Origin of the sequence: uncultured Ellagibacter sp., from assembly GCF_934617235.1 — a bacterium.
Classification (GTDB): Bacteria; Actinomycetota; Coriobacteriia; order Coriobacteriales; family Eggerthellaceae; genus Ellagibacter.
In genome coordinates, this window is sequence record NZ_CAKTTZ010000001.1 from 100,065 (window position 1) to 117,060 (window position 16,996).

A 16,996-nucleotide genomic window follows, 5' to 3' on the forward strand; every position below is an offset into this window, starting at 1 on the left:
ACTATCCTTTCGCTCGTATGAGGCCGTACTCGATGGAATCGACCAGCGCATTCCACGATGCCTCGATGATGTTCTCGCTCACGCCGACCGTGCCCCAGCTGCCGCGCTTGTCGCTCGTCGTGATGATGACGCGCGTCGTAGCGCTCGTGCCGGCGCCCTCCTCGTCCAAGATGCGCACCTTGTAGTCGGTGAGCTCCATGTTCGCGACCTCGGGAAGATACTCCGTGATGGCCATGCGAAGCGCCGCGTCGAGCGCGCCGACAGGACCCGTGCCCTCGCCCGTGGCAACGATGCGGCGATCGCCCACGTGGATCTTGACCGTAGCCTCACTTGCTGCGTCCTTCGCGAGGGCGCCTGTGTCTTCCCGGTCGTCCACGATGACACGGAAGCTCTCGAGCCGGAAATGGGGCTCGTACGTGCCAAGATGCCGCCTGATCAGCACTGCGAGCGACCCATCGGCCACCTCGTAGGAGTAGCCGTGCGCCTCGCGCGCCTTCACGTCGTCCAAAATCGCCTGGAGCGTGCGCGCGTCGTCCGAAAGGTCGATTCCCAGGCTCTTTGCCTTTGCGGCGAGCGACGCCTTCCCCGCAAGCTCGCTCACGAGCATCCGCGTCGCGTTGCCGACGTTTCGAGGGCTCGTGTGCTCGTAGGCCTCCGGGAATCGCGCGATGGCGCTCGCGTGGAGGCCGCCTTTGTGCGCGAACGCCGACGCGCCCGTGTAGGGGTGATGCGCGGGAACGGACAGGTTGCACGTCTCGGCGACGAACTGGGCAGTCCGCGTGAGGTCGCGCAGGTTGTCGGCGCCAACGCAGTGAAGCCCCATCTTGAGCTCCATGTCAGCGATGGCGGTGAGCAGGTCGGTGTTGCCCACGCGCTCGCCGATGCCGCCGACGGTTCCCTGCACCTGCAGCGCGCCCGCGCGAACGGCCGAAAGCGCATTGGCAACCGCGCAACCGGAATCGTCGTGACAGTGGATACCCAGCTGTTGGTCAGGAAGCATACGCGCGACAACGCCGACGATATCTTCCACCTCGAAGGGAAGCGCGCCGCCGTTCGTCTCACAAAGGTCGATGGAGTCGGCGCCCGCCTCGCTCGCTGCGCGAATGCACGCAAGCGCATAGTCGGGGTTGGCCTTGTAGCCGTCGAAGAAGTGCTCGGCGTCGAACACGACGATGAGCCCGTGAGCTTTCAGGTAGGCGACCGAGTCGGCGATCATGCGCAAGTTTTCGCCGAGCGTGGTCTGCAGTGCGCGCGTGACCTGGGCATCCCACGTTTTCCCCACGATGGTCGCCACGGGAGCACCGCACTCGATGAGGTCGGCGAGGCCCTGATCCTGGTCGGCTGGCGTGCCCTTCTTGCAGGTGGACCCGAACGCGGCGATGCGCGCATGGACAAGCGGCATCTCCCTCACGCGGCGGAAGAACTCGATATCCTTCGGGTTCGACGCAGGGAAACCGCCTTCGATGAAGTCGATGCCGAAAGCGTCAAGCCGCTCCACAATGCGCAGTTTGTCGTCGAGTGAAAGCGAGATGCCCTCGCATTGCTCGCCGTCGCGCAGGGTGCAGTCGTATGTGAAGATGTGCTGAGTCAAACCCCGCCTCTCCCCAGTGGAAATGTCGATTGAATAGCCGTTCGTTCACGGGCTATTCTACTCTAACAGACTAGAGCGGAAGAGCGTTATTCGGGGAAGGCGCAACCGTCAAACATGAAGTGCGGCTTGAACGGGTAAGCCGTTAGGAAGCTAGAGGTTTTCGCCGCAGCTCCGCCCATCAGCAAAGACACGGATCAGGGCCCGAAACGTCTCCGCCGTATACGTGCGCCGCCTCGCGGCAACCGCCGTCGCAGATGCCCTCATGCTCACAACCAGCGCACATTCGCGGCCGATATTCCCTTTCGGCAAACAGGTTCCAGTAGTCGCTGTTCTCCAACTCATCGAGGTTGAAGACGCTGCAAAGCCTTTGCTCCGAATGGTTGCACACCCGCACGTACCCGCTCGGGTCAATCACATAAAACGACTTCGCGGCGCCGCATTGATAGCTTATGCCAAGCGACTCGAAACTTGCGGGATCATCGACCGCGCAGTAGGGCAGCTCCGTCCCCACGTGCCCGCGCGCGCCAGCTTTCCCCAGCGTTTCCTCCGCAATGCGTAGCATCTCATTGATTTCGGACTTGTCCAGCAAGAACCTGCTGTTTTCCAGGCCTCTCCCTCCGGGAAGAAAGCGGTTGAGGAGGATATAAGATGCTCCGTTGATCAACGGGTAAGCAATGGTCTCGTAGAGCTCGGGAAGGTTGATCTTCGTTACCGCAATGTTCGCGGCGACCCTCATGCCCATCTGCCGCGCCGCCCTGAAAAGGCCCATCACATGCTCGACTCCGTTGTAGCCCGTCTGTCGCTCAAACGTCTCGATGCCGGGAACGCTAATGCTCAGATTGACCTCCCGGGCATCCAGTTCCTGCAGCATTTTTTCGTCCATCGCCCTACCGTTCGAGACAAGACAGGGGTGCAAACCCTCGTATCGAGCGGCGTCGATGATGCTAAGCAAATCAGACCTCAGCGTTGGCTCGCCCCCGCTGAGCGACACGACATGAGTACCCCTCTTCCTGATTTCTCGGAAAGCCTGCCTCCATGTATCGGCGTCGAGTTCCTGCTCTTTGGCAAGCGCGTCCGCCTCCCAAGGACATGAGCAGAAGATACAACGATGATTGCAGCGATAGGTGAGTTCCACCGCTGCAACATCGGGTAGCCCCCTCACCGCTCCGGCTCCAAGCCCAGCACCCGCTCTATGCACTCCTTGATGTCGTCGGCAGAATCAAAGAGACTGTGGCTGATATAGCCTTTGTCCAGCTCCTGATAGCTTCTCACGCCCATCAAGAACTCGAGAACCATTCTGAGCTCGGCGTCGTCGCAGCTCTTTTGATTGAGCGGCGTCAAGCGATACTCCTCTTCCCCTTTCGCCTTAAAGCCAAAGAACACGTTTGTCGACTCGTCTTCAAGGCCGAGAAGCGACCGCTCGTTCACGCATTCGTCGCAGTAGTAAAGAATCCGCGCGTCATAGCCAAGATCGCGGAAGTCCTTGGCCACTCGCCGATAATCATTCAACACGTTCTGGACACCATAACTGCGAACGGCCACATCGAACTGCCTCCCGCAGCCTTCGCAGGTCTTCGACACAACGGCGTCCGGCATCATTCGCACCGGCGAGTAGCACATAGCGAATATCCCGACGGGCTCGAAGCTATCTCGCGTCGCTTCCAACGCGCGCAGCTTCTCTTCAAGCTCTTCTTTGGTAAGCGAGAAATCCATCATCGTTCGGTCCTCCTTTGGCCTTATTTCGATCCGCCGCCGCCAAGCCCGATTATCAGATAGAGAATCCAACCTGCGGCGATAATGCCGTATCTGGCCTTCTTGCTCATGTCTTTCTTGTTCAGCATGATAATCGTGAGCGGAACGGGAAAAATGCAGAGCCATCCCAGGACCCACAGCCACGTCTTGCGCTTCTTCGGGGGCTCTTGAGGTGCTGGCTGATAGGGGCGCGTCTGAGAGGCCGGCTGATATTGCGCCGGTTGGGAAGCTGGCTGATTGAAGGCCTGCTGAGGCCGCGAAGATGCCTGCGCCACTTCCGCCTGAGCCCTCTGGCGACCCTTCTCGAATTCGTAACCAGCCTTTTCTGCCCCGTCGAGCTGGACTTTCTGAATCTCGTCGTCTATCGGCAAGGCGGCACCGCAATAGCTGCAGAAAGCCATTTTCCTATCCATGTCGACTTCAAGCCGAGCGCCGCAGCCTGGGCAGGTTAGGTTGACGATTTTCACGAGAATCCCCTTCGCATCATGAGCACCAACGCGTCTAGAAAGACGGCAACATTCTCGGCCGCCGCCGTTCCAAATTCGCTATGCTTACCATACTCAACTCAAGGTTGATGAATGTCCCGACCATAGTACAAGTGCGAATAATTCACTACTTCGGATCCTCGTATACCAGAACCGGATTCGTTTATATGGCGCGAATGGGCTCGACTAAGAGCACAGACCTAGGCAGTCGGCGTTAAAACTAAGAAAGCTCTCTATCGTCGGGCAGGTCGGCAAGTGTTCCGTCATGAGCGGTTCGCGGCGCTCGCAGTTTGCGCGCTAAAGAATAATGAGCAGCAAGAGAAGCAGCGCGGACCCACCGGAGCAGAAGATGACGACAAATATCGCGAGCAGCCAGTACCGATAGTTCTTCCCCACGAATTTAGCCACCTTGGGAAAGCGCGTCGACACGGTCTCTGCGACGAGGGAGAAGACGAGCCTGGCCACGGTCGCGACGAATGCGATGGCGCACACGAGCAGCACAAGCTCCGAGATGAAAATCAGGAAATCCAGCACCGGCCTCATTGCGAACCGTTCTCGCTTCTTTCCCTGTCCTCGCGGATGAGGCGCTTCAGATATGCCGACATGCTTTCCTCTCGGTTTCTCGCGAACTCGTACAAGTCGTAATCGGGCGGGAAGAAGTTGCACTGGATTTTCTTCTGCTTCGCCTTTTTGTACTTGTTTTCCGCCGCTCGCTGCGCATCGGTGCGTTTCACGGTGCGCTTCTTCGATTCCGCCATCGCAAACCCTCTCTAGAAAGCGGCGAAGCCAGGGCCATCCCTAAAGTTCGGGAAAGCACCCGCGAAAGGCGTCCGCCACGGGGCCCGCTGATTTGCCCGCGCGCGGGGAGCGCTTAATGACTCGCTGTCTCTTCGCCGCGCCCTCTGTTGGTTTCACTATACTCAGCCCGAAGCGGCCGCATGTCCCCACCATAGTACAGGTGCGAAAACCGCCCGCTCGACACGCTTCCGCCCATGAATGGAGTTGCTGCGGCCGCCCTGTACGACGGCATAAAAGAAGCCTGCGAGAGCGCAAAGACTCCCGCGACTCGCATTAATCACAAGCAAGGTGCTGGACAAGCTCACGAGGCTCGGCTTTCGGCACGGTTGAGCCCGTAAAGCCTTTCTCGTCTCGAGTAGCAATAAAGTCAGCCCCGAACTCCTCTGCCGCCTGGCGGATAAGCCCATCCTCGAAGTCCGGCTCATCGGATTGCAGCGCATCGCGAAGCAGGGATTGATCGACTGCGCAAACCGAGCAGCAATCCAGAATCAGCCCGACGCTTTCTCGCCTTTTCTTGTCGGACATACCTCCCTTTCAGGCGATGTAGCAGAAGTCAACGAGCTGACTTGGCATAACGAGACCAGCGACCTCACCGTCAGCTATAGCACAAAAGACATCGAAGGCCTCTGCACTCTGTGGCCGACCCTCGACAAGGGCGTCGAGCAAGAAATTCGTGTCAAGAAAGATGCTATTCACGCTCATGCGCCGCCTCTTTCTCCTCCTCGATGCTCATATCGACGAGAGCAGTGCAGCGTGCGTTGTCTTTGCGCAATGCAGCAAGACGTTCCTTTATTTCCGTCGACCCGTCTCTCTTCGGTTTGAGCACGATGCTTCCGTTTGGGAGTTCACTGGCTATGAGGTAATCGCCCGCCGTCACCCCATGCTTGCGCCGCCACGCGGCGGGCAGTGCCACAACCTCGCTGTTGCCGCTGCGCATCACCTTCATCACTGCGTCCATGACCACTCCTTTCAGGATGTCATGACATTTATCAACTCGTCATGACGCGGAATCGCAACCCCCTTGCGCTCAAGAGGGCCCCAACCTGCCAGAAATCGGGCGGTTTTCATCAACATGAGGTCCTTGAGAGGCGATCTTCACCCCCTCCGGTGGATCACCTCGAACGGCATGCGGGCGTAAGGCCAGGTCAGCGAATATCGACATCCGAGTCGCCTTCCCCGACTTCCCGCGTTCCGCTCCCCGAGATGATGAAGAGTGCCCGATTTCTGGCATGACCCCCTCCAAAAGCGCACCTTGCCAAGGGGGGCGAACTCTCGGCCCCAGCCGTCCCGCACCGCGTCACGAAGGAGACACGATTCTCAACCTCGGCAGGCCCGCACCACGTCGCGCCGCGGGGTTGCGCCTTCACCGAGTTGTTGCCTTCTTCCTGCGCCTCATTCGTAGGCCATTCCACAGAACGAACCACTAGAGTCGCGGCGATGAGGCCCGCGCGGCTATGGGGAATAGGAGAAGCGAAGAAGGTGGGGCTAGGAACATGAGCCCCGTGGGGCGTGCGCGATAGAAGCGCATGCCCCCGCGAGGGCGCTAGGGAAGCGCGTTCGCGGGGGCATGGTGCCCCAAGGCGCGGCCAATGCAGGTCGAGGAAGCGCCAAAAAAGGGCCAGGAAGGAGCAGCTATGGAAATGGCCCCGCGGTGGTGCAAGCGGTCGCCGCGGTTCTGATGCTAGCGATTGAGATATATCGCCTGCTGAAAGAAACGCGGCCCCGCAAGCGGGACCGCTAAACGCCCGGCGCGGGCGAAGTTTTTACCAGACGAAACCCGCGCCGATGCTGCTCAGTAGCAGCTATGGAAACACTGGGAAGTGTAGCACATCGAGAAAAGAGGCACTATGGAATGATTACCTTACAGCGCTGCCCGCGCCGGGTCCTGCCCCTATGCCTCCCGTACTCGCCGAAGGCGTGGTACTCGCGGTTACAGAAGTCGAGCTACCGCCCGTAACGGTTCCGGAATCGGTATAGCCATGCACATCTGTGCTGGTCAGCACTCCACCTATCACCAGGGAGTATTCCCCGCCTTCGGTAAACTTCGGACTACTTGCCAGCACCATGCCGAATTGCTTGGTGGCTGTTATCGACGCAATCACGTTACCGTTTGCGTCAGTGATCGCAACCGTATCGCCCGCACTACCGCTCACGTTTGTGGTGAAGAGAAACGGCTGCGTACCGCTCGAGAAGCTCTGCGCCATGCGCGACGAACCGATCATGAGCACCGTGCCGCCCGAAACGGTCGCCTCGCTGTCGTAGTCGAACGCACCGTCGCCGTCGCTTGACGGACCGTTCACGAGCACCGTGCCACCCGTGATTTCCACACTGCCGTTGCTGTCGATGGCGTCGCCCGACGAGTCGAGCACAAGCGTTCCGCCGTTGACCTGGACAAGGCAGTCGGAAGAATCTGCGTCGGGGGCGCCACCTTGATCGCCAGCGCCCTGGGGAGCGTCTTCTTGGCTGCCAGCGCCCTGGGGAGCTCCGTCCTGCATGCCGCCTTGGCCACCCTGCGGCGCACCACCTTGGGTCGACTCGCTTTGCGGGGCGTTGTTTTGAGGTTGCTCCCCGCCCTGCCCCTGGGCACCGCCTTGCGGAACCTGGCCAGTCGATCCGCCCTGGTCACCGCCTGGGAAGTTGCCGCCATCCGCAGGGCTTCCACCCGCAGATGAGCCTCCCTCACCCGGCATTTCGCCATTGGCTGCAGGGCCGCCCCCGTCATGAGCACCACTATCGTTAGCATCCTCAATATCGTTCGAGCTGTCCGAGAGGTCGGCAGCGCTTGCGTTCACCGCATCGTCGGACGCCACAATGGACGTATCGCCGCCGTTCACGTATATCTTTTCCGCTTCGAGACCTTCATAGCAGCTGGTCACGTTGATGGTTCCGTCGTCAACCGTGAGCACGGTTTCCGCGTGGAAAGCGTCATCGCCCGCGCTTACCGCGAAATCGCCGCCCGCAATCGCCATCTGCAAGTCGGAGTGGAAGGCGTCATCGATCGAGGTCACGTTGAAGGTGCCGCCCGTAACGCCGATGTAGGTTTTCGCCTGCACCGCGTCGTCGCCCGCATTGATCGAGAAAGTGCCGCCCGTAATGCTCACGAAGCCCTGCGTCGCCTTGGTGTCCTTGTTCGACTTGATGCCGTCAGCGCCCGCCACCAGGTTAAACGTACCGTCGGCGATTTTCACGCAATCGTGACCGCGCAAGCAGTCCTCGACCGCCGTCACGTTCAGCGTGCCGCCCGTGACGACCAGGTCGTCCTTCGAGCAGATACCGTGGCGGTAATTCGCCGTCACGCTGAGGGTCCCCGTGCCGTTGATGGTGAGGTCGCAGCGGCAAAAAAGCGTTGCGTACGGCTCGTCGGAGTCGTCCTCAAGCGTGTAGTCGGTGCCATCGGAAAGCGAGTTTTGCGTGCCATCCGCTAAGGTTACGAAGCATTTATCGGCGTTCTTCGCATAAATCGCGGGTCCATTCTCGTTGCGGACAGTTGCCCCCGCGAGCACCAGCTGGACCTTCGCGTCGTCGGATGCGTCGACCACGATCTGCCCCGAAGAAAGCTCGCCCGAGATAATGTAGGTTCCTTCCGATGATATGGTCACCGTAGACCCATCGACTGCGACGCCCGAGCCGTTGACGCTTGCGGACGATTCCGAAAGCGTGATTCGCGTCGCGGACGATTCATCGTAGCTTGCATCCGAATCGCGCTTCGAATAGTCCAGGTCAAGCGCCGAAACGTCAAATGTCGCAGCGATAGTTTCAAAGGAGGAGGGGTCTGAATCGGCCGTTGCGGCAACATCGCTCGACGCCACGGAAGAGGAACCCGTCCCCGAACAGCCGCTCAACCCCGAAAGCGAGAAGACGAGCACGGCGGCAATGCAGAGCGCCGCAAGACACCTTCCGCGACCCGACCAGGCCCCTTCGGCGGCGCCCACAAAGCGAGTTCCGCAGCGCAGCGAGGACTGTTTGAGCGACTGGGCGTTGTCGGAGGGGCCAGTCTCGCTGTCGGAGGATTCGCCCCCTCGACCCGACCGGGGCTCTTCGGCGGCGCCCACAAAGCGAGTTCCGCAGCGCAGCGAGGACTGTCCGAGCGACTGGGCGTCGGCGAAGAGCCCCTTCCCGCAGTCCGCGCCCACCTTTTCAACCGTGCGCTTCTCCATCTCTACAGCACCCCCTGCGGCTTGAGCTCGCACTTCCCGAGCGTCACCTTCAAATTCCCATTAAGGCAGCGCACCTCATCGATCAGGCGTTTTTCCAGGCCAGGCTCGCGAAGGCGCAGCGTGTACTCCAGCGTGTAGAGGCTTCCCATGTTCGACGTGGTCACCTCGGTAAGCTCGTGCTCAGCAGCGAAACGGTCGAGCATGTCGTCGAAGATGCCGTCGAATTCCAGGTCCTCGGGGACAACAATCTTGAGCGTCTTTTCGGCTTCGCGCGGACGCCCGAGGGGCGAGAGCACGTAAACCACGTTCACGACGGCGATGATTGCGGTGAACAGCACCGCTAGGCCGAGGAAGCCCATGCCCGTGGCAAGACCCACGGCCATCGCCAGGAACACGCTGCCGATGTCCTTCGCGCTGCCGGGAATGGAGCGGAAACGCACCAGGTTGAACACGCCCATGACGGCGATGCCCGCGCCGAGGTTGCCATTGACCAGGGTAATCACCATCTGCACGATGAGCGGCAGAAGCGCCAGCGTGACCACGAAGTTCTTCGAGTACCGGTGGCGGAACATGTAGACCCCAGCGATAACGAGGCCGAGGACGATCGACACGACGGAGCACAGAAGGAAACTCGACGCCGAAACCGACGAAACGAGCGAGTCGGCGGTTCCGAACACCGACGAGAACATAAGGTCTGACATGGGAATCCTTTCTTGAGGAGGGGTTATCGAGCGACGAGTCGCTCACGTGGACGGGACGAACGTCGCCTTTCCCCGCGGTGCCCCACCCTCTACGACGCTTTGCGCACGCTCGCCTGATACGCCGCACCGTACTTGGAAAACGACGAGGGGTACGCCCCGCAGCAATCAAGCGCATCGACGAGCCACAGTGGGAAGGGACCCGCGCACTTCACTTCCATAATCGCCTCGCCAGCAGGCAGAAGCGGGCGCGGAGCGCCGAACCCTACAGGAGGCCGGCGGTGCGAGGCCCGCGCAAGACGCGCCTCCTGGAACAGGTCTCGATACGACACGTTCTCGTCGAACGTGATGCGCAGCGTCGAGGGAACTTCCGCCGCCTCGCCTTCCCCGCCAATCGCGAGAGGAGCAAACGCCGTACGGTCGCAAATCGTCACCATCGACGCACGCAGCGGGGAATAAAGCTCCTTGAAGGCGTCGATCTCCCGCGCAATCTGGAGGCTTCGGGGAGAAAGCGACGCCTCGGCCAAAATTGCATCAGGCAGCGGATACTCGCAACATGCCTGCTCGTAGGGCATGCCGCTCATGTAGGCACGCGCGGCCGCATACGAGCAGCCGACACGGCGCTTGTACACGATGCCTTTGTACTTCTTCTTCAGCTCAACAAACACCTGGTCGTCCTCGGCGGGAATCCCGTAGCTGCGCACGCGGAGCTTCTCCTTGTAGAGCGGCTTGTCGAGCGAGCGTTCGATAAGCGCCCGGTCGGGCGTGTCGAAATAGCGGCTGACGATGCTCGTCGTGCCGTAAGCGTCGACGGCCATGCGGCCCTCAAGCGCCGCGAGCATCGCATGATGCTGCGCCGCGTCGAGGCGGTACTTGACTTCCTTGCGCTCGAAAACTTCTTGATAGCTCGTCATGGGTGTCAACCTCCTTTGTCAGCGGGAACGCAAAATCGCTCCCGCAAAACGGCTCCGTCGTCGGCGGCGGCGCGAGGCCGATGTTGGAAAGAGGAAAGGGAGGGGGAGGAAAGCCTCAAGCGCCCGCCGACATCCCGAATGCTACGAAGCGCCCCTGAAAGAACCCTGAAAGAATCGCCCAAACTTAAAAATCGGCCAGTTTCTTTCAGGTTGTTTTCAGGGTCTTCCCCCACAATAGCCTCACGGCCGCAACCGCCCCATCCACGATCCCCAGCGCGGAGGCGGATGCGGCCGTTCGCGTCTCGGCGAGGCCTCCGCGAAGGATCCGCGCCGGGACATTTCCTTTGCAAAACCGTGCTAGTATTCCAATCAAGAAAGCACTGAACGTGAAAGAGGAGCGTTGTGCAGATTCTCGTAGTCGAAGATGATGTGCGCCTCGCCCAGGCGCTTTGCCGCATCCTCGAGGAAAGCGGCTACAAAACCGACGCCGTGCACGACGGACAGTCAGGACTCGATTATGCGGAAAGCGGCATCTACGACGTCGTCATCCTCGATGTGATGCTGCCGAAAATGGACGGCTTCACCGTCGTATCGAACCTGCGGCGCGCCGGCGTGAACACCCCTGTCCTGCTGCTGACCGCGCGCGACGCCGTGCCCGACAAGATTTGCGGGCTCGATTCGGGCGCTGACGATTACATGACCAAGCCGTTTTCCCCTGCCGAGCTCATGGCGCACCTGCGCGCCCTCACGCGCCGTCAAGGCGAGGTGCTCTTCGAGGTAATCGAGGCGGGCGATGTTTCGCTGAACCTAGAAAGCCACGATTTGACCTGCGGCGATCAATCGATTCACCTCAGCTACAAGGAGTTCTCGCTCGCGCGCGTGCTCATGGCGAATTCAGGCGCCGCGGTGTCGAAGGCCACGCTGATCGAGAAAGTGTGGGGCCTGGAAGCGGCCGCCGACGAGAACAATGTAGAAGCCTACGTGTCGTTCCTGCGCAAGAAATTGAAGTTTCTCGGCTCGGCATCGCGCATCGAGACCCTCCGCGGCGCTGGGTATCGCTTCGCTGCGGAAGACGCCGCCGACAATCGCGCGAGCGCATAAGGCCGCGCCGCATTCCCTAAAGAGGCCCGCATGCTGAAAAAGCTCCGCATCAAGTTCATCGCGCTCAACATGGCCACCGTGGCTGTGGTGCTCGTCGTGATCTTCTCCGCCATCTGCGTCATCAATTACCAGCAAAGCGTGGCATCCGTCCACGAAGCGCTGAGCAATGCCATCGCGTTCACGGAATCGAAGAGTCAGGCTGCGGGCTCAGGCGAAGCCCGCGATGCAGATGGCTCCGCCCGAAACGGCGAGGAAGAGACCACCGACCAGGGACAAGATAGCCCCGACCTCCAACAGGATTCGGGCAAAAGCGACGAAGCCCGCCGCGGCACTCCCCCGCAAATCGGCGGCGGGCCTGCGGGAAGCGGACCGCATGTCCCCGTGGCGGTATATCGCATCCTCAAGAGCGGCAGCTACGCGCTCGCAAGCTCGGCGGCTTCCGCTTCGATCGCAGACGATGTGCTCGAAGAGGCGATAATCCAGCTCACAAATGCACCCGACGGGTCGGGCGAACTCTCTGAACTGGGATTATTCTACGAGAAGCGAACCTCCGACACCGGCATCGCGCGCGTCGCCTTCGCGGATATCAGCGCCGCAAGCGGGTGGCAAACGCTCGCGCTCACCCTCGCGGGCGTCGGCGTGGTCGCACTCGCCATCTTCTTCGTGATCAGCGTGTTCTTCTCCCGCTGGGCCCTGCGCCCGGTGAAGCGCGCGTGGGAGCAGCAGCGACAGTTCGTGGCCGACGCATCTCACGAGCTGAAGACCCCGCTCACCGTGATTCTCGCGAACACGTCGATTCTCATGTCGCACCCCGAGCGCACCATCGCAAGCCAGAGCCAATGGGTGGAAAGCACGCAAGCAGAAGGCGAGCGCATGCAGGGGCTCGTGGCCGACTTGCTGCTCCTCGCACGCCTCGATGCTGAGGAGACAAGCGTCGTGGAATCGAAACCAAAAGACCGCGTTGACTTGTCGAACCTGGTAGAAGGCGAACTTCTGCAATTCGAGTCGGTGGCGTTCGAACGCGCTATCGAGTTAGAAAGCGACGTGGGCGAAGGCATCGCCGTGCAAGGGGCGACCGAGCGCTTGCGCCGACTGGTGACGACGCTTCTGGATAACGCCTGCAAATACGCCGGCAAGGACGGAAAGGTGCGCGTCGAGCTGCATGAGCAGGGTGGCACCGCGCAGCTTACCGTGCACAACACGGGTTCGCTCATCTCGGCAGAAGACCTGCCGCATGTGTTCGACCGTTTCTACCGCGCCGACAAAGCGCGCACAAGCGGCACGGGCGGCTTTGGCCTGGGGCTTTCCATCGCGAAGGAGGTCGCAGAAGAGCACGGCGGCACCATCGAGGCGAAAAGCGACGATGAAGGCACCACATTTACCGCAACCCTACCGACCGCGTAATCAAATACCCGAAAGCAGCCTTCCAGGTGAAACCCCCGCACGGAAAGCTGTCGTCTTTTCTTCGCATTCCCACTTCGCCATATATGGCGATTCGCAATATATGGCAATATTGCTTGCATTTTTGCCCATGATTTCGAAAAATGGCGGCGATGAGAGCGCCTCCGAGTGTCGCCTACGCTACAATCAGGGGAAACACGGTCACGTCACGTTAACCATAAACGCAGCCTAAACGAAACGAGGACCCCATGACCGACTTCCGAACGAAGTTCATCTCCGTTGCATGCGCGCTCGCGCTTGCCATAGGGTGCACACCCGCCGTAGCGTTTGCACAGGAAGAAAGCGCAACTCCCTCGCCTTCCCCCGAGCAACAGGCGAATTTCCTTTGTGACGAGAACGTCAGCTCGACCCTGCCCGCAAGCGAGGACGCCCCGTTCCCTGCGCCCACCCGCATCCCTATCGATAAGCAGGCATTTGCGCAGGCGGAAGATGAGGGCATCACCCTGCAAAGCGTCGACCTCAACGCGACCGTCGAGCCGCACGACGCGTTCTCCGACGAATTCCTCTACTTCACGAAATACGAAAGCGGCAACAGGCTCACGAGCGGCGAAGGCTACGACATGCTTCTCTCCGCAGGCGACAATTACCACGCCATGGGCTGCTACCAGTTCGACAACCGCTACGGCCTGCAAGATTTCCTCGTCGCCTGCTACAACTACAGCCCGACGCGCTATGCCATGTTCGCCTGGTTGAAGGATTCAAGCGTGGATATCTCAAACGTCAAGCTCTACGACTCGAGCAAGAAGGCCTTAACCGACACGGGGAAGAGGCTGAACGAGTCGTGGTCGGCCGCTTACCAGGCAAATCCCGAGGAATTCTCGCGCCTCCAGGACGGCTGGTTCTACCAGGAATACGTCGAGTACGCGCTGCGCCTGTGCAACAACAGCTCGCACAACTTCAATATGGACAACCGGAGCGATTGCGTGAAAGGCCTGGTCAGCGGCATTTGCAACCTGTTCGGTTCGGGCGGCATGCAGTTCTTCGTCGGCGGCACGCTCTACGGGAAGCACTACGATGGCGCAGGACTCTCCGGCACCATGAGCGACCGCGAGTTCACCACCACGCTGTGCAACTACATTGTTGACCACGTAGCGGAGCTGCCTTATGTGAACAGCCAGTACGTCTCCAGCTACCAGAATCGCTACCGAAACGAGCTCGCCGACTGCCTCGCCTACCTCGACAGCAAACCCGGCCCCAGCAACCCGACGCCAACACCTGGCGGCTCCACCACCCCGTCGCCCGAGCCCAACAAGTCGTTCAGCGACCTGGAGGATGGCGCCTGGTATTTGCAGGCCGTCGAGTATGTGTCGAGCCGCGGCATTATGAAGGGTTACGACGATGGCACGTTTGGCCCCAACGACACGCTTTCGCGCGGACAGCTCATCACTATGCTGTGGCGTCTTCAGGGTTCCCCGCAGGCCGACATGTCCACGACTGCGTTCTCCGATGTCGATTACAGCAGCTATTACGGAGACGCAGTCAGGTGGGCGCGCGCAACCGAAATCGTGAAGGGCTACGGCGGCAGCAATATGTTCTGCCCCGACGTGTCCATCACGCGTGAGGAAATCGCCGTCATGCTGGCAAACTTCGCCAAACGGATGGACGGGAAGAATCCCACGAGCGACGGCGTAAAGCTTGGTCAGTTCCCCGACGCCAGCGCAGTTGATTCCTGGGCGAAAACGCCGATGAGCTGGACTGTCGACAAGGGAATCATCTCCGGCAAGATCGACGCGAGCAACAAGGCATGGCTTCGTCCGATCGACAACGCCACACGCGCCGAAGCCGCGACCATCCTCATGCGCTATCTGCAAAACCGCTAGGGGGGCGCTCGCACTGCCGACAGAGGCGCAACCTGGAACCATAACCAAAAGCGGGCGACTATCCAGCCGCCCGCTTCGTTTCACCAACGTATTCCGCTTTCGCGAAGAGCCCTTTGACGAGGCCTTCCCTTAGCAAGCCATCTGAATCTCCGGCTCGCCATCGCCGAAGAGCAGCTCGCGCTCGGGGCCGGAAAGCGCCGCACGAGCCTGGTCGCGCAAGTTGTTCATGCCCGAAAGAAACTGGCGGTACATGACAAGCGTCAGGTAGCGGCCCTTCATCGTCAGCGTGAGCTCGTCGTCGTTGTCGATAGCGAACGACTTGTTCGCGCGCATGAACGCCAGCTCGATCGGCAGCGCCAGCTCAAGCGGCTCGCCGAACTCGCGCTCGAACTCGTGCTTGTCGAGATGCAGCTGGTAGAGATGCAGCAGGAAGTAGTAGCGCTCCAGGTCGCGCTTCGCCATGACCGACTTGCCCATGATGGACATGTGTCCCGCCTGAATGGCGTCGTTGTATTCCTGCAGGCTGAACGAGTTCACGTACAGGCAGCCGTTCAGGTGCGTAATCGAGCCCGAACCGATCGCCGGGTACTCGTTATAGGACACCTGCAGTTCTTCGAACGGCAGCTCGAGGTCCTTTTTTCCCTGGTCATTCAAGCGAGTGAACGTCCAGATGGTATCGCGCTCGAAGAACGGGTGATCGCCGCCGGCAAGCACGCCGTCGAGAATCTGGTAGTAGCGGTACTCGCGGTTGTAATCCATGCGCCCGAGCGTTTCGACCATCTTGCGCGTGGTGGCAGACGAAATGTAGAGCGGCGAGAACGTGGTCTGGCGCGCGCCGCATTCGACGATCTTCTCCAGGTCGCTGAAGAGGATGTCCTCGGTTTGCGAGGGGAAGTTGAAGATCATGTCCACGTTGAGCGAGTCGAAATACGGGACAGCCTCGCCGATGCGCTCGAAGATTTCCTCGCCCGATCCGTACTTGTGATAGCGGTCCATCTGCTTGAGCAGGTCGTTGTTGAAGCTTTGCACACCGACGGACAGACGCTGCACGCGCCCCTTCAGCTCGTTAAGCCACGGCTGTACAAGATGGTTGGGGTTGGTCTCGGACGACACTTCCTTGATGCTGAAGTTGTCGCGCGCAAGGTCAATCGTCTTGCACAGCTCGTCGAGCATGATGGTCGGCGTGCCACCGCCGATGTAGAGGCTCTCGAAGTCGTAGCCCAAATCCTTGAGCATCATCATTTCCTTGCGCATGTTCTCGAAATACGGACGCGCAACGGACTCGCGGAACGGATAGCGGTTGAAGCTGCAATATGGGCAAAGCACCTGGCAAAACGGCACGTGCATGTAGAGCATATACTTCTCGCCCGGCTTCGGCCCAGGGAAGAACTTCTCGTCGGTCGGATGCAGGTCAAGGTGCTGCTTGGCAATGCCTTTAACCAGGTTGGTAAGCACTCGTTCGGATAGCATGGGTCCCCTTCGTGACTTTCTCGAAATCAACGCCACATGGTAGCGCTTTTGCGGGCAAAACGCGCAGGAACCAATCGCTTTCTACGGGAACTGCAAGAAGGGGAACGCTTAAAGACAGACTCGTCAATTTTGCACGCATAGCTCGCACATAGCTTACCCGTCCAGGCAAGGGCGCCGTGAGAGCCGGCAGGCCCTCGCTACACTCTGCTTTCTGCCCATTCGAGTTATCGACAACCCGAAACCTCGACGCCCGAGTGCCAAATATGGGACAATAGCAACAAATGAAAATCACTCGGAACGGAGGCGACAATGGCAAAACGGCTGACGAGAAGGGCCTTTCTAGCAGTAGCGTGCGGAACCGTTGCCGCAACAGCAATCGGCTGTACCGATTCTGGCACAACCGATTCCCCGTGGACATGGGCGCAAGACGATGACTTGCCCGTGTTATGCATGGAAGTTTCCGGCGGCGCGGTCGTCGCCATGCCGGGCAGCGGCTGGAAACCGCAAGATGGTTGGATCCAAGTACAGCTTTCAGGAGGGTCGATTCCTGGAAAAGAGATCGAGTCAATCACCCAGGAGGAATCGACCCTCGTTGTGCAGCTGAAAAAACCAGCAAGCGATATCGAGACCATGGACCTGCGTCTGACTGAGTTCCGAGTCGAAGGCGGGGACGTCTCAAGCATCGAATCGGTCGACATCATCGACAAGGGCGAACGACACGAGGCGCAACGCGGGGTCGACGGCTAGCC

16 protein-coding genes are annotated in these 16,996 nt (G+C 60.1%); 4 read left to right on the forward strand and 12 right to left on the reverse strand.

What is annotated here, in order from left to right; translation table 11 throughout:
- Nucleotide 1 precedes the first annotated feature (1 nt).
- The 11 genes from cimA to Q0G85_RS00475 all read right to left on the reverse strand — a co-directional run bounded on the left by cimA (nucleotide 2) and on the right by Q0G85_RS00475 (nucleotide 10,395).
- Nucleotides 2-1,591: a citramalate synthase gene (cimA, locus tag Q0G85_RS00425; protein WP_297153546.1), complete on the reverse strand. Its 1,590-nt coding sequence runs from the start codon at nucleotides 1,589-1,591 to the stop codon at nucleotides 2-4.
- A gap of 178 nt (nucleotides 1,592-1,769) precedes the next feature.
- Nucleotides 1,770-2,789 carry a radical SAM/SPASM domain-containing protein gene (locus Q0G85_RS00430; protein WP_367116846.1) on the reverse strand — a complete coding sequence of 340 codons (1,020 nt, stop codon included), beginning with the start codon at nucleotides 2,787-2,789 and terminating at the stop codon, nucleotides 1,770-1,772.
- The gene (locus Q0G85_RS00435) at nucleotides 2,750-3,307 is read right to left on the reverse strand and encodes a hypothetical protein (protein ID WP_297153549.1); all 558 of its coding nucleotides are present in this window, start codon (nucleotides 3,305-3,307) and stop codon (nucleotides 2,750-2,752) included. The genes Q0G85_RS00430 and Q0G85_RS00435 overlap by 40 nt, the downstream gene beginning before the upstream one ends.
- Before the next feature lie 20 nt (nucleotides 3,308-3,327).
- Nucleotides 3,328-3,810, reverse strand: coding sequence for a hypothetical protein (locus tag Q0G85_RS00440; RefSeq protein ID WP_297153552.1), 483 nt, complete (start codon nucleotides 3,808-3,810; stop codon nucleotides 3,328-3,330).
- Between the two features lie 315 nt (nucleotides 3,811-4,125).
- Nucleotides 4,126-4,371 carry a hypothetical protein gene (locus tag Q0G85_RS00445; RefSeq protein WP_297153555.1) on the reverse strand — a complete coding sequence of 82 codons (246 nt, stop codon included), beginning with the start codon at nucleotides 4,369-4,371 and terminating at the stop codon, nucleotides 4,126-4,128.
- On the reverse strand, nucleotides 4,368-4,586 hold the full coding sequence (locus tag Q0G85_RS00450) for a hypothetical protein (protein ID WP_297153558.1): 219 nt from the start codon (nucleotides 4,584-4,586) through the stop codon (nucleotides 4,368-4,370). Before Q0G85_RS00450 ends, Q0G85_RS00445 begins: the two co-directional genes overlap by 4 nt.
- 313 nt (nucleotides 4,587-4,899) lie before the next feature.
- Nucleotides 4,900-5,151 carry a hypothetical protein gene (locus Q0G85_RS00455; protein ID WP_297153561.1) on the reverse strand — a complete coding sequence of 84 codons (252 nt, stop codon included), beginning with the start codon at nucleotides 5,149-5,151 and terminating at the stop codon, nucleotides 4,900-4,902.
- 163 nt (nucleotides 5,152-5,314) lie between these two features.
- Complete coding sequence (locus Q0G85_RS00460; RefSeq protein ID WP_297153564.1) at nucleotides 5,315-5,584, reverse strand: AbrB/MazE/SpoVT family DNA-binding domain-containing protein; 270 nt, start codon at nucleotides 5,582-5,584, stop codon at nucleotides 5,315-5,317.
- Between the two features lie 898 nt (nucleotides 5,585-6,482).
- Complete coding sequence (locus tag Q0G85_RS00465; RefSeq protein WP_297153566.1) at nucleotides 6,483-8,816, reverse strand: carbohydrate-binding domain-containing protein; 2,334 nt, start codon at nucleotides 8,814-8,816, stop codon at nucleotides 6,483-6,485.
- The gene (locus tag Q0G85_RS00470) at nucleotides 8,786-9,484 is read right to left on the reverse strand and encodes a DUF4956 domain-containing protein (RefSeq protein ID WP_297153570.1); all 699 of its coding nucleotides are present in this window, start codon (nucleotides 9,482-9,484) and stop codon (nucleotides 8,786-8,788) included. Before Q0G85_RS00470 ends, Q0G85_RS00465 begins: the two co-directional genes overlap by 31 nt.
- Nucleotides 9,485-9,573: 89 nt before the next feature.
- Nucleotides 9,574-10,395 carry a polyphosphate polymerase domain-containing protein gene (locus tag Q0G85_RS00475; RefSeq protein WP_297153574.1) on the reverse strand — a complete coding sequence of 274 codons (822 nt, stop codon included), beginning with the start codon at nucleotides 10,393-10,395 and terminating at the stop codon, nucleotides 9,574-9,576.
- A 402-nt stretch (nucleotides 10,396-10,797) separates the two neighbouring features.
- On the opposite strand from Q0G85_RS00475, the gene Q0G85_RS00480 reads away from it, so the two are divergent.
- From Q0G85_RS00480 to Q0G85_RS00490, 3 genes are all read left to right on the forward strand, one after another.
- Entirely contained in the window at nucleotides 10,798-11,496 is a 699-nt protein-coding gene (locus Q0G85_RS00480) for a response regulator transcription factor (protein ID WP_297153577.1), read from the forward strand.
- A 30-nt stretch (nucleotides 11,497-11,526) separates the two neighbouring features.
- The gene (locus Q0G85_RS00485) at nucleotides 11,527-12,900 is read left to right on the forward strand and encodes a cell wall metabolism sensor histidine kinase WalK (RefSeq protein WP_297153579.1); all 1,374 of its coding nucleotides are present in this window, start codon (nucleotides 11,527-11,529) and stop codon (nucleotides 12,898-12,900) included.
- A gap of 245 nt (nucleotides 12,901-13,145) precedes the next feature.
- Entirely contained in the window at nucleotides 13,146-14,777 is a 1,632-nt protein-coding gene (locus tag Q0G85_RS00490; protein ID WP_297153582.1) for an S-layer homology domain-containing protein, read from the forward strand.
- A gap of 129 nt (nucleotides 14,778-14,906) precedes the next feature.
- On the opposite strand, the gene Q0G85_RS00495 is transcribed toward Q0G85_RS00490, so the two are convergent.
- Nucleotides 14,907-16,247: a coproporphyrinogen III oxidase family protein gene (locus Q0G85_RS00495; RefSeq protein WP_297153586.1), complete on the reverse strand. Its 1,341-nt coding sequence runs from the start codon at nucleotides 16,245-16,247 to the stop codon at nucleotides 14,907-14,909.
- A 450-nt stretch (nucleotides 16,248-16,697) separates the two neighbouring features.
- Between Q0G85_RS00495 and Q0G85_RS00500 the strand changes: the two genes are divergently transcribed.
- Nucleotides 16,698-16,994, forward strand: a complete 297-nt coding sequence (locus Q0G85_RS00500; protein WP_297153588.1) for a hypothetical protein — start codon at nucleotides 16,698-16,700, stop codon at nucleotides 16,992-16,994.
- Nucleotides 16,995-16,996: the final 2 nt, after the last annotated feature.

Coding starts and splice junctions, on each gene's coding strand:
- Q0G85_RS00460 (WP_297153564.1), bottom strand. CDS start 5,584: ATGGACGCAGTGATGAAGGTGATGCGCAGCGGCAACAGCGAGGTTGTG.
- Q0G85_RS00495 (WP_297153586.1), bottom strand. CDS start 16,247: ATGCTATCCGAACGAGTGCTTACCAACCTGGTTAAAGGCATTGCCAAG.
- Q0G85_RS00435 (WP_297153549.1), bottom strand. CDS start 3,307: ATGATGGATTTCTCGCTTACCAAAGAAGAGCTTGAAGAGAAGCTGCGC.
- Q0G85_RS00450 (WP_297153558.1), bottom strand. CDS start 4,586: ATGGCGGAATCGAAGAAGCGCACCGTGAAACGCACCGATGCGCAGCGA.
- Q0G85_RS00470 (WP_297153570.1), bottom strand. CDS start 9,484: ATGTCAGACCTTATGTTCTCGTCGGTGTTCGGAACCGCCGACTCGCTC.
- Q0G85_RS00455 (WP_297153561.1), bottom strand. CDS start 5,151: ATGTCCGACAAGAAAAGGCGAGAAAGCGTCGGGCTGATTCTGGATTGC.
- Q0G85_RS00445 (WP_297153555.1), bottom strand. CDS start 4,371: ATGAGGCCGGTGCTGGATTTCCTGATTTTCATCTCGGAGCTTGTGCTG.
- Q0G85_RS00485 (WP_297153579.1), top strand. CDS start 11,527: ATGCTGAAAAAGCTCCGCATCAAGTTCATCGCGCTCAACATGGCCACC.
- Q0G85_RS00500 (WP_297153588.1), top strand. CDS start 16,698: ATGGAAGTTTCCGGCGGCGCGGTCGTCGCCATGCCGGGCAGCGGCTGG.
- Q0G85_RS00475 (WP_297153574.1), bottom strand. CDS start 10,395: ATGACGAGCTATCAAGAAGTTTTCGAGCGCAAGGAAGTCAAGTACCGC.
- Q0G85_RS00490 (WP_297153582.1), top strand. CDS start 13,146: ATGACCGACTTCCGAACGAAGTTCATCTCCGTTGCATGCGCGCTCGCG.